Below are 11,950 nucleotides of genomic sequence, written 5' to 3' on the forward strand. Positions count from 1 at the left end.
CTCTACTTGCCGGAATAACACATCCGGAGCACTTTGTCGGCATAACGCTCCCCGAGCAGTATCTGGCCGTCACGGCTGAAATGGGGATCGGTTTCGTCCTTGAGCATGCCGGCCCCTTCGGCGCTGACGCAATCGCTGTTGGGAATGAACTCGGAGACCGTGCGGATCATCTCGTTGAATCCGGCCGAAGACGACCGCCAGTAGGCCAGTTCCCCGCAGACGAACGGCACGTCGGGAACTCCCAGGTCGCTCCGCAGATCGGACACGAACTGTTTCAGCACGGATTTATACCCTTCCGGATCGCCCGAATTGGCTTCGCCCTGATGCCACAGGATAGCTTTGAGCTCCCCGAACTCCATCGCCTGCCGGGTGCGGCGGACGGCTTCGTCGTAGAGTTTCAGCTTCCCGTATGCGATACTGGCCTCGTCGGTGACAGGCCCGGCCGTCTTTTTCCACATGCCGATCGACGATCCTCCCAGGGCATTGACCACCAGCAGGATTTTACGTCCCGTCTCCTCCGCCACCTTCTTCGAAAATGCATATCCCGGATTGATCTGCTGCATGGATGCCCCTTTACGCACGGTAGAGTATTGGTTGAGCGGATTGTGCGCCTCGACAGCCACTCCCTCCGTATCGAGCAGCCAGACATTTTCCAGCGTCTCGGTCTCGTCTCCGGGCAGCATGGTCCCGCGTCCGGCCATGTTCGACTGACCGATCAGCAGGAAAATATCGAACCCGCCGCTGCCGGGAAAATCGTCCCACGTATATTCCACCTTTTCGGTTCCCGCAATTCCTTCCCGCAGGGCAGGCAGATCGTGGTGCATCGTATAGGGCTTGCCATCCTTGGTGACCGTGACCGCCAATTTCGGGGCGGATGCGGGAGGCACCAGACCGGAAGCGGTGAAAGTCGCCGGATCGCTGCCGGAAAGATTCACCGCAAGCGGCACCTCGGTCAGCACCCTCTCGTCCCAGCTGCGCGAGGAGAGGCTGAAATTTCTCGGAACACCGGCACACACGGCCTGCACCCGGGAGGCCTCCCCGGGCAATTCGCCCGTGACCTCGACCGACGAGAGGATCGGGCTGAACGAAAGATCGGCCCGTTCGTCCTCCCCCACGCAGACCATGCGGCTGGCATAATAAAGAGCGGGAATCCCGGGGGCATCCGTTTTCAGGAAGAGCCGGCAGGAGGACAGGTTGTCCGTCTCCAGCAGCAGCATGGCTTCGGAATCGTATCCGGCGATCGCCGTCCATACGTAACGGCCCGAAGGAAGTTCCTCGTCGGAAAGAGCATTCAGATCGGTGACGGTCTTCTCCAACACCTTATCGAAAGAGACGCCGTTGAACACCAACACGCGGAAGGAAGAACCCGCCGAGGCAGGAAGTCCCTCGGCCGTAAACTCGATTCCCGTTCTGACCACGGGACCGAAGGCATCCTCGTTCTCTTCGGAACAAGCGCCCAGCAGCAGGGCGACTGCTGCACAATACCACGCGAAACGCTTCATGACGAAGGTCCTATTTGCGTTTCGACTTACCTTTCTCGGGATAACACATTTTCAGCGCCTTGTCGGCATAACGGCTGCCGATCAGCAACTGTCCGTCACGGCTGAAATGGGGGTCGCGGTCGTTGATCAGCTGCCCTGCCCCCTCGGCGCTCACCCAGTCGCTGTTGGGAACGAACGTGGAGATCGTGCGGATCATCTCATTGAAACCGGCGGCCGAAGGACGCCAATGGGCGATCTCCCCGGCGATGAACGGCACATCGGGAGCCTTCAGGTCCTTGCGCAGATTCTCGACCAGCGCGGACAGGCGGGCCTTGTAGACCTCGGGATTCCGCGCGTCGGCTTCGCCCTGATGCCAGATGATCCCCTTGAGTTCACCGTAGGGCAGCGCCTCGCGGGTGCGACGTATCGCCTCGGCATAGAGCTGTTTCTCTCCGACCGCGATGCTGCCCTTGTCGGCCACCATCGGAGCGTCTTTCGCCCATGCGCGGATCGAGGAACCGCCCAGCGCATTAACCACGAGCAACACCTTGCGTCCCGTCGCCCGGGCCACCTTCTCGCCGAAGGCCGTACCCGGACCGATCTGCTGCATCTTCATCACCTTCCTCACGGACGAATAACGGTTCAGCGGGTTGCGGGCCGGTTCGGGCTTGCCGTCCGAATTCAGCAGCCACACCCCCTCCATGACACGGGCCGTGTCCTCCGGCAGAATCATCTTTCCGCGTCCGGCCATGTTCGACTGACCGATCAGCAGGTAGATGTCATACCCCTCCTTTCCGGACGACTTCCTGGCTTTCCGCCCGCCTCCGGCCACACAGGCGGACGAGGCGAAGAATGCCAGCAGGACAACACAAAGTAACGATTTTTTCATAAGGCAAGTCAGTTATAGGGTTAACAATCAAAAATAAATTCCGGACAGTTTAGGGCCAAATTTATATTTTTGAATAAATTTGTTCTACGAATGTAGTTCTTTTTCAATAAAAAGACAAATTTACCCCATTTAAACTCCTAAAAAAATGCCCAGACTACTCTATCGGACCGTAGTACTTTCCGTCCTCGCGCTGCTGATGGCAGCCACCGCCGGTTTCGCGGCGGAAAACACCGTCGAACTGACCCGCGGCCATGTGCGGATCGTCATGGGTGACGACGAACCCGCCCCGCTGGTACTGGCTGTGGAAACCCTGTGCCGCGATTTCCGCACGGTCATGCAGACCGAAGCCGAAGTGACCGGCAAGCTCCCCGCAAAAAAGAACTTTCCCGTACTGGTGGTCGTCAACCGGGAAACCAACACGCTGAAGCTACCGCTCCGCACACTCCGTCCGCTGGACGGCTTCGAATCGCACCGGGTGTGGTACGACCCGGCGACGAACCGCATCTACCTCGACGGCGCCGACATGCGGGGAACCATCTATGCGGTCTACACTTTCAGCGAAAAGTTCCTCGGCGTGCCGCCGCTCTGGTTCTGGTCTCTGTGGGATGCGCAGGAGAAGGAGTCCGTCCGCATACCCGCCGACTGCGACCTGTATTTCGGTTCTCCCCAGGTGCGCTTCCGCACGTGGCTGCCCAACGACACCGACCTGCTGACCCCGTGGCGCAAACTCTCAGCCGAGAACGACGAACTCTGGCTGGAAACCATGCTGCGGCTGAAACTCAACGCGGTGGAGTACGGCAATACGATCGACTTCCCTTACCGCATGACCGCTTCGGCACGCCTGACCGCCAAATACGGACTGATCGTCGCCTCGCACCACACGGTCTCGATGAACAGCACCCTCAACGCCTGGCCGAAATACTGGGAAAAGATACGGGGTGTACGGCCGGCTCCGGAACTCTCGCTGGCCAATAAGGAGCAACTTTTCGAGTTCTGGGACTACTGTGCCGAAACGGTCACCCGCAACGGTATCGAGAACATCTGGAACATCGCTTTCCGGGGCGACGGAGACAAACCGTTCTGGATCACCTTCAAGGACGCGCCGGAAGACGAGAAGGAGCGGGGGCGGATCATCACGGAGATGCTCGCCGTGCAGATGGATCTGATCCGCAAGCACACGAAGGAGGCCGAGCCCTACGTCCGGATCACGTTCTACGACGAAATGGCCGACCTGCTGGCCAAAGGCTGCGTCACCCCGCCCAAAGGCGAAAACATGATCTGGACCTATGTGGCCGGGCGGCGCGATCACTACCCCTACGACGACATCCAGCAGTTCGATCCCCGCAACAAGGTGAAGCTCGGCTACTACATGAATTTCCAGTTCTCCTCCACCGGCGCCCACCTGGCCCCGGCCGAAGGGCCGTGGAAGATGGAGTTCAACTACCGGTACGTGAACGACAAGTCGCCCCTCTATTTTTCGGTGGTGAATGCGGGCAACTTCCGGGAGTTCCTGCTCACCCTTTCGGCCAACGCCCGGATGCTGTGGGACTACGGAAGCTATTCGACCGACCCGTTCCTGCGCGAATACGCAGCCATGTACTTCGGGAAAGAACATGCCGAAGCGGTCGCCGGCCTCTACCACGACTATTTCTACGCCTACTGGGAACCGAAAAAACCGGACTTTCCGGGCGGCGGACTGGAACGCCAGTACATTTTCCAGGACCAGCGCTACGCACGGGCCATCGGACAGATCGCTAAAAGATTCTTCACCTACACCCCGAATCCGCTGAAAGACATCGGATACGAACGGGTACCGGGACGCACGTTCCGCATCGACCCGGCCGACAACGGCACGGACAACCAGGTGGATGCCATCCTGGCCGGCATGGATGCCGCCATCCCCCGTTTCGAAGCCGTGGCGGAACGCTGCGCACGGATGCAGGAGCGTCTGCCGGAGGAGCGGAGGTTCTTTTTCGACGCCAACCTGCGGGCCTATGCCGACTACATGTTCCATCTGAGCCGGTCGCTGCGCCATTTCGTGCACGCCTACAAGCACCAGCAGGACAAGGAAACGATGCTCGCGGGGCTCGACGGAGCGTATTCGGAGATGGAGGCCGCACGGGCCAGCCTCGCACGCACCCAGCACGGCGCATTCGAATCCTGGTATGCGGGCGACAAGCGGTTCGGCTTCGAGTCGCTCCTGCGCGATATCAGACGGGTAAGGGAACTGGGCGCAAAAAAGTGAAAAAAAAGCAACACGGATACAATAAAACGACCGGACACACCGTTTTCTTTCCGAAACGCCTGCAAAAGAAGGTTAGTATTAGGATAAAAGGTTAGTTAGGTCGTTCCCCGCAAGGGGAATAAAAAGTCCCGGAGACGCTGCTGCGTTCCCGGGATTTTTTCGTAAAACGAAGGCCCCGGCCGGATTTAGGAACAAATTACGGGACGGGAATTGTAAATACGGAGAAATAGTCCTATTTTAGCGTTCCCAAAATATCCTCTACTGAGAAAAATTTTGAAAAGCATGAAAATCGCCATCGTAGGAACCGGATACGTAGGACTGGTGACAGGAACCTGTTTCGCCGAAATGGGCATCGACGTCACCTGCGTGGATGTCGATACGCACAAGATAGAGAACCTGCGCAACGGGATCATTCCCATTTACGAACCGGGGCTCGAAGCGCTGGTGCACAATAACGCGAAAGCCGGACGCCTTCATTTCGAAACACGGCTGGCCGACGTGGTCAATCACGTGGACATCATCTTCTCCGCCGTGGGAACCCCTCCCAACGAGGACGGGAGCGCCGACCTGAAATACGTGCTGGAGGTGGCCCGCGAAGTGGGCCGCACCATGGACGGATACAAACTGCTGGTGACCAAGAGTACCGTCCCCGTAGGCACGGCCCGCAAGGTGAAGGAAGCGGTCGCGGAAGAGCTGGCGAAACGCGGCATGTCCTGCAAGTTCGACGTGGCGTCCAATCCCGAATTCCTGAAGGAGGGGGATGCCATCAACGACTTCAGCCGCCCCAACCGGATCGTGGTGGGCGTGGAGTCCGACCTGGCCCGGGCCATGATGGACAGCCTCTACAAACCCTTCACGCTGAACGGACACCCGATCATCTTCATGGACATTCCCTCGGCCGAGATGACCAAATACGCCGCCAACGCCATGCTGGCCACGCGCATCAGTTTCATGAACGACATCGCCAACCTGTGCGAAATCGTGGGAGCCGACGTCTCGATGGTGCGCAAGGGCATCGCCACGGACGAACGGATCGGCAGCCGTTTCCTCTACGCGGGGTGCGGCTACGGGGGTTCCTGCTTCCCGAAGGACGTGAAGGCCCTGGTCAACACGGCGCACGAGAACGGTTACCGGCTGCGTGTGCTCGAAGCGGTCGAGGCGGTGAACGACGACCAGAAACGGATCGTCTTCCGGAAGCTGTACGACCATTTCGGCGGCGACCTCGCAGGCAAACGGATCGCCTTGTGGGGCCTTTCGTTCAAGCCCCAGACCGATGACATGCGGGAAGCTCCCTCGCTGACCGTGATCGACGCCCTGCTCCGGGCGGGATGTACGGTCCGGGCCTACGACCCGATCGCCATGGAGGAATCCAAACGCAGGATCGGGGATCGCATCGCTTACGCGCAGGACCTCTACGAAGCGGTCGAGGGGGCCGACGCCGTGCTGCTGCTGACCGAATGGAAAGAGTTCCGGCTCCCCGACTGGGAACGGGTGCGGGAGAGCATGCGGACCCCCGTCGTGGTGGACGGACGCAACATTTACGACAAGAGACAACTGGAACGCAACGGATTCGCCTACATGGGAATCGGCATCAAATAGAGAGACGCATGAGCCGCATACTGATTACGGGCGGAGCCGGATTCATCGGTTCCCATCTTTGTGAGAGACTGCTCCGCGAGGGCAACGACGTGATCTGTCTGGATAACTATTTCACGGGCAGCAAGGACAACATACGCCACCTGATGGACGACCATCATTTCGAGCTGGTGCGCCATGACGTGACGACCCCCTACCACGCCGAAGTGGACGAAATCTACAACCTGGCCTGCCCCGCCTCGCCGGTACATTACCAGTACAACCCGATCAAGACGACGAAGACCTCGGTGCTCGGGGCGATGAACATGCTGGGACTGGCCAAGCGCACCCGGGCCAAAATCCTCCAGGCGTCCACCAGCGAGGTGTACGGTGATCCGGCCGTCCATCCGCAGGTGGAGTCGTACTGGGGCAACGTCAACCCGATCGGAATCCGTTCCTGCTACGACGAAGGGAAACGGTGCGCCGAAACACTGTTCATGGATTACCACCGCCAGAACGGCGTCCGCATCAAGATCGTGCGCATTTTCAACACCTACGGCCCGAGGATGAACCCCGACGACGGGCGGGTCGTGTCGAATTTCATCGTGCAGGCCCTGCGCGGCGAGGAGATCACCATTTACGGGGACGGTTCGCAGACGCGCAGTTTCCAGTATGTAGACGATCTGGTGGAGGCCATGGTGCGCATGATGGCCACCGGCGACGACTTCACGGGCCCCGTCAATACGGGGAATCCCGGAGAGTTCACCATGCTCGAACTGGCGGAGATGGTGATCCGGCTGACGGGATCGAAATCCCGTCTCGTGTTCAGACCCCTGCCCAGCGACGACCCCCGCCAGCGCAAACCCGACATCGCGCTGGCCAGAGAGAAGCTCGGCGGATGGGAACCGCGCATCGGGCTGGAAGAGGGACTGAAAAAGACGATCGCCTATTTCGAAAGCCTCATTTAAACCGGGATTCCGACATGAGTTCAAACAGCAAAAATCCGAACGGCATCACGATCCTGATCGCCACCTACAACGGGGCGTCCAGGATCGGGGAGACGATCGCCCATATCGGCGCCCAGGAAGGGACGGAGGAGTTCGGCTGCGAACTGATCGTCATCGACAACGCCTCCCGCGACGACACGGCGGCCGTAGCCGAAACGGCTTGCGCGCAACTGCCGGAAAACATTCCGTTCCGTATCCTGCACCAACCCGTTCCGGGGAAAAATGCGGCGCTGGAGATGGGCTATGCGGAAGCACGGTACGAATATGTGCTGATCTGCGACGACGACAACTTTCTCGCACCGGATTACCTGAAAACGGGTTTCAGGATCATGGAAGCGATTCCCCTGATCGGGGCGCTGGGCGGCCTGGGTGTCGCCGTCTTCGAGGAGGAGGCTCCCCCGTGGTGTCCGGACGGATACGCCTGCGGTCCCCAGGGCAGCCGCAGCGGCGACATATCGGACATCACCAAAGGAGAACGGTGCGCCGTTTTCGGCGCCGGATGCATCTACCGCATGTCCGCTCTGGACAGATTGCGGGAGTTGGGGTTCGAAAACATCCTCAGCACCCGGCGGGGGCAGAAAGTGGACGCTTCGGGCGAAGATTACGAGCTATGCCATGCACTGGCGCTGGCCGGTTATAAAATCTGGTACGACGAACGGCTGGTGTTCCGCCATCTGATGCCGGCTTCGCGCATGACCGTATCCAAACTACTCAGTCTGAGGCGGGGCGACGGAGTACAGGACTATGTCCTGCGCTTGTACACCAAGGCGCTCCGCCGGCGTTCGATGAGCAACCTCTATCTGGTACGGTTTTGGGTCAAAAGCCTGTACAAGGCGACGATCGCAACGGTCGAATCCAACCTGAAATACCTGTTCAAACGGAATCTCAAACACCGCTGCCAGGCGGCCTGCGCGAAATACCGGCTGCTCACGGTGCTCGACCTTCCCTATTGTGTGCGGGCATCGCAGAAATTCATGAAATTCTGGAGACAGCTGAAAGCGAACCATTACGTATAGAGGCACGGATTTCGCAGTATACGTACAACGAAGTATGTTCGGATTCGGAAAAAAGAGAAAAGAGGTACGGCAGTTGATGGACGGCCTGTACGACGTGCACTGCCACCTGCTGCCGGGGGTTGACGACGGAAGCCCCTCGGCCGAAATCAGCCTGAAACTGCTGGACAAGCTGGCCGGCATGGGGGTGGAGGGCGCCTATCTGACGCCTCACGTGATGGCCGGCGCCTACGGTAGGAACGACCGTATCTCGCTGAACAGGAAATTCGAAGCGTTCGGTTACGACGGCCCGATAAAGCTGAAACTGGCCGCCGAGCACCTGCTCGACGAGAAATTCCCCGTCCATCTCCAGAACGGCCCGCTCACGCTGGCGGACGAATACGTGCTGGTGGAGTTCACCCTCGGGGGATTCCCCGCCCGTGCGTTCGACCTCCTGTTCGAAATATCCCTGCAAGGCTATACGCCGATCCTCGCCCATCCGGAGCGTTATGCTTTCCTGCAACACAGGGTGCAGCGGGAGCAGCTGCTCGGGCGGCTGCTCGACGCGGGATGCAAATTCCAACTGAACCTGTTGTCGCTGACCGGCTGGCACGGAGAACACGCGAAAAAACTGGCGGAAGAACTCATCCGCCGGGATTTGTACACATTCGTGGGAACGGACCTCCACTCCTTTCCCCACCTGAACGCGATCGAAACCCTCTCAGTGGAGAGCCGACAGGCGGAAGCCGTGGAAAAACTCAAGGAGAACAACCTGCTGCTGTGGCAATAAACGGATGAAACGGCAGGACAGCGGAATATCCGGTCCGGCCACCGTTTTCAGACGAACAGTTTCTCCAACTCGGCGAAAGGGGTCTTGCGGATTTCGCAACTGCCCACCCGGTCGATCAGCACGAGGCTGATCCGGTCGGCATCCCGTTTCTTATCGAGTTTGAGCGCCTTCAGAAGCCGTTTCACATCGACGCCCGATTCGACGGGCAGCCCCATTCTGACGATTACGCGACGGATACGTTCCGCCTCCTCTTCAGAGAGCACGCCCAGCCGGACGGAGACTCCGGCCATCATAGCCGTGCCGATCGCCACGGCCTCGCCGTGGAGGAACTCCGAACTGCACTTCTCGATGGCATGGGCGAAGGTATGGCCCAGGTTGAGCTTCTTGCGAACGCCCCCCTCCCGTTCGTCGGCCTCGACGACGGCCGCCTTCACCCGGACGGAAGCCGTGATGATCCGCGTGAGCAGGGCCCCGTCCTGGCGGAACTCCTCCAGCGAATATGTCTCGAACAGGGAGAAAAGCTGCGGGTCGGCGATGATACCCGCCTTGATGATTTCGGCCAACCCGGCCCGGAACTCCCGTTCGGGAAGCGTGCGCAGCAACGAGGTGTCGCAGAGTACGAACTCCGGCTGGTTGAACACTCCGACCATGTTTTTGTATCCTTCGACGTTGACCCCGTTCTTGCCGCCGACACTCGCATCCACCTGCGCCAGCAGGGTCGTGGCGACGAAACCGAAAGGCAGGCCGCGCATGTAGGTCGAGGCGACGAAGCCGGTGACGTCCGTCACGATGCCTCCGCCGAAACCCAGGATGAAACACTCCCGGTCGGCACCCAATGCGATCAGTTCGTCGTAGACCCGCTCCACCGTATAGAGCGTCTTGTTGGTCTCGCCCATCCCGATGATAATATGCTCGAACGAGTCGATGATCTGCTTGTAGCGCCGGTGTACGTTCGCATCGGTGACCACGATCACGCGCCGCTGGGGCAGCCACGACCGGAGCTCGCCGATCACCTCCCCGACCACGACGCGCGAAAGGCCGCCCGTCCCCTTTTTCACCTCGATAATCTCTTTCATATACGTCAGAATAGTTTGCAAATATAATGCTATTCCCTGATTTATTTTCTATCTTTGCCCCCGAAATTTACGAGGACAAACTCAGGTAGGAATATGCAGAAATTACGCAACATCGCGATCATCGCCCATGTCGACCACGGCAAGACCACGCTCGTGGACAAAATGATCCTGCAGGGTCATCTGCTGCGCGACGGCAAGGAGACGGGCGAACTGATCATGGACAACAACGACCTGGAACGGGAGCGCGGGATCACGATCCTGTCCAAAAACGTATCGGTCAACTACAACGGTTATAAAATCAACATCATAGACACTCCGGGGCACTCCGATTTCGGCGGCGAGGTGGAACGGGTGCTCAACATGGCCGACGGCGTGCTGCTGCTGGTGGACGCCTTCGAAGGGACGATGCCCCAGACGCGCTTCGTCCTCCAGAAAGCCCTCGCACTGGGGAAGAAGCCCATCGTGGTCATCAACAAGGTGGACAAACCCAACTGCCGGCCGGAAGAGGTGCACGAACAGGTCTTCGACCTGATGTTCACGCTCGACGCCACGGAGGAGCAGCTCGACTTCAAGACCATCTACGGCAGCGCAAAGAACGGCTGGATGTCCCACAAGTGGAACGAACCGACGGACAGCATCACTCCCCTGCTCGACACGATCATCGACGAGATTCCCGAGCCGGCCTACGTGGAGGGAACGCCCCAGCTGCTCATCACCTCGCTGGAATACTCGAACTACGTGGGCCGCGTGGCCGTGGGCAAGCTCACCCGGGGAACACTGCGGTCCGGAATGCCCGTGACGCTGGCCAAACGTGACGGAAAAACGATGGTCAAGACCCGGATCAAGGACCTGATGGTATTCGACGGTCTGGGCAAGAGCAAGGTGGAAGAGGTTCGGTGCGGAGAGATATGCGCCCTGGTGGGCATCGAGGGATTCGAGATCGGCGACACGGTCTGCGATTTCGAAAATCCCGAGCCGCTGCCGCCCATCGCCATCGACGAGCCCACGATGAGCATGCTTTTCACGATCAACGACTCGCCTTTCTTCGGCAAGGACGGCAAATACGTCACTTCGCGCCATCTGAAGGAGCGGCTGGACAAGGAGTTGGAGAAGAACCTCGCCCTGCGGGTGAAGCCCGGGGAGAGTTCGGACAGCTTCATCGTCTACGGACGCGGAGTGCTGCACCTGTCGGTGCTGATCGAGACCATGCGCCGCGAAGGGTACGAACTGCAGGTCGGCCAGCCGCAGGTCATCATCAAGGAGATCGACGGCGTGAAATGCGAACCGGTCGAAGAGCTGATGATCGACCTGCCGGACGAGTATTCGGGCAAGGCGATCGAAATGGTCACCAAACGCAAAGGCAACCTGCTCAACATGACGGCCAACCACGACCGCACGCGGCTCGAATTCGAGATTCCCTCGCGGGGACTGATCGGGTTGCGGAGCAACCTGCTCACGGCCACGGCCGGCGAAGCGGTCGTCACGCACCGCCTGCGCGGTTTCGAGCCTTACAAGGGTGAAATCGAGATGCGCACGAACGGTTCGCTGATCGCCATGGAGACCGGCACGGCCTACGCCTACGCCCTCAACAAGCTGCAGGACCGGGGCAAGTTCTTCGTATCCCCGCAGGACGAGATATACGCCGGACAGGTGGTGGGCGAAAGCACCCGGGACCAGGACATCGTCATCAACCTGACCAAAAGCAAGAAGCTGACCAACATGCGGGCCAGCGGCTCGGACGACAAGGTAAGCCTCGCCCCGCCCGTGATCTTCTCGCTGGAGGAGGCGCTCGAATACATCAAGGCGGACGAATACGTCGAAGTGACCCCGAAGGCCATGCGTCTGCGGAAAATTCTCCTCGACGAGAACGACCGGAAGAGAGCGGCCAAATAGCC

At 59.5% G+C, this 11,950-nt stretch carries 9 protein-coding genes; 6 read left to right on the plus strand and 3 right to left on the minus strand.

From position 1 onward, the window contains the following. Positions 1-2: 2 nt before the first annotated feature. Positions 3-1,502 carry a sialate O-acetylesterase gene (locus tag INF32_RS07035; RefSeq protein ID WP_226387647.1) on the minus strand — a complete coding sequence of 500 codons (1,500 nt, stop codon included), beginning with the start codon at positions 1,500-1,502 and terminating at the stop codon, positions 3-5. Positions 1,503-1,512: 10 nt separating this feature from the next. After that, positions 1,513-2,370 (minus strand): sialate O-acetylesterase, encoded by an 858-nt coding sequence (locus INF32_RS07040; RefSeq protein WP_226387648.1) that lies wholly within the window; start codon positions 2,368-2,370, stop codon positions 1,513-1,515. A 145-nt stretch (positions 2,371-2,515) separates the two neighbouring features. Here INF32_RS07040 and INF32_RS07045 point away from each other — a divergent pair, with 145 nt between their 5' ends. The 5 genes from INF32_RS07045 (at position 2,516) to INF32_RS07065 (ending at position 8,979) form a co-directional block, all read left to right on the plus strand. Further along, complete coding sequence (locus INF32_RS07045; protein ID WP_226387649.1) at positions 2,516-4,615, plus strand: glycosyl hydrolase 115 family protein; 2,100 nt, start codon at positions 2,516-2,518, stop codon at positions 4,613-4,615. A 282-nt stretch (positions 4,616-4,897) separates the two neighbouring features. Further along, on the plus strand, positions 4,898-6,214 hold the full coding sequence (locus tag INF32_RS07050; protein ID WP_226387650.1) for a UDP-glucose dehydrogenase family protein: 1,317 nt from the start codon (positions 4,898-4,900) through the stop codon (positions 6,212-6,214). 8 nt (positions 6,215-6,222) lie between these two features. Next, entirely contained in the window at positions 6,223-7,158 is a 936-nt protein-coding gene (locus tag INF32_RS07055; protein WP_226387651.1) for a UDP-glucuronic acid decarboxylase family protein, read from the plus strand. A gap of 14 nt (positions 7,159-7,172) precedes the next feature. After that, positions 7,173-8,213: a glycosyltransferase gene (locus tag INF32_RS07060; RefSeq protein ID WP_226387652.1), complete on the plus strand. Its 1,041-nt coding sequence runs from the start codon at positions 7,173-7,175 to the stop codon at positions 8,211-8,213. Positions 8,214-8,247: 34 nt separating this feature from the next. Then, positions 8,248-8,979 carry a tyrosine-protein phosphatase gene (locus tag INF32_RS07065; RefSeq protein WP_226387653.1) on the plus strand — a complete coding sequence of 244 codons (732 nt, stop codon included), beginning with the start codon at positions 8,248-8,250 and terminating at the stop codon, positions 8,977-8,979. 47 nt (positions 8,980-9,026) lie between these two features. Here the strand turns inward: INF32_RS07065 and aroB are convergent, their stop codons facing one another. Then, positions 9,027-10,055, minus strand: a complete 1,029-nt coding sequence (gene aroB, locus INF32_RS07070) for a 3-dehydroquinate synthase (protein ID WP_226387654.1) — start codon at positions 10,053-10,055, stop codon at positions 9,027-9,029. Between the two features lie 93 nt (positions 10,056-10,148). On the opposite strand from aroB, the gene typA reads away from it, so the two are divergent. Further along, a complete protein-coding gene (gene typA, locus INF32_RS07075) occupies positions 10,149-11,948 on the plus strand; it encodes a translational GTPase TypA (protein ID WP_226387655.1) in 1,800 nt (599 codons plus the stop codon). The last annotated feature ends 2 nt before the right edge of the window (positions 11,949-11,950 follow it).

Source organism: Gallalistipes aquisgranensis (assembly GCF_014982715.1).
Taxonomy (GTDB): Bacteria; Bacteroidota; Bacteroidia; order Bacteroidales; family Rikenellaceae; genus Gallalistipes; species Gallalistipes aquisgranensis.

Excerpts from the sequence above, each read along its gene's own strand:
- INF32_RS07040 (WP_226387648.1), bottom strand. The coding sequence starts at position 2,370 with ATGAAAAAATCGTTACTTTGTGTTGTCCTGCTGGCATTCTTCGCCTCG.
- INF32_RS07065 (WP_226387653.1), top strand. The coding sequence starts at position 8,248 with ATGTTCGGATTCGGAAAAAAGAGAAAAGAGGTACGGCAGTTGATGGAC.
- INF32_RS07035 (WP_226387647.1), bottom strand. The coding sequence starts at position 1,502 with ATGAAGCGTTTCGCGTGGTATTGTGCAGCAGTCGCCCTGCTGCTGGGC.
- INF32_RS07050 (WP_226387650.1), top strand. The coding sequence starts at position 4,898 with ATGAAAATCGCCATCGTAGGAACCGGATACGTAGGACTGGTGACAGGA.
- INF32_RS07045 (WP_226387649.1), top strand. The coding sequence starts at position 2,516 with ATGCCCAGACTACTCTATCGGACCGTAGTACTTTCCGTCCTCGCGCTG.
- INF32_RS07060 (WP_226387652.1), top strand. The coding sequence starts at position 7,173 with ATGAGTTCAAACAGCAAAAATCCGAACGGCATCACGATCCTGATCGCC.
- INF32_RS07055 (WP_226387651.1), top strand. The coding sequence starts at position 6,223 with ATGAGCCGCATACTGATTACGGGCGGAGCCGGATTCATCGGTTCCCAT.
- typA (WP_226387655.1), top strand. The coding sequence starts at position 10,149 with ATGCAGAAATTACGCAACATCGCGATCATCGCCCATGTCGACCACGGC.
- aroB (WP_226387654.1), bottom strand. The coding sequence starts at position 10,055 with ATGAAAGAGATTATCGAGGTGAAAAAGGGGACGGGCGGCCTTTCGCGC.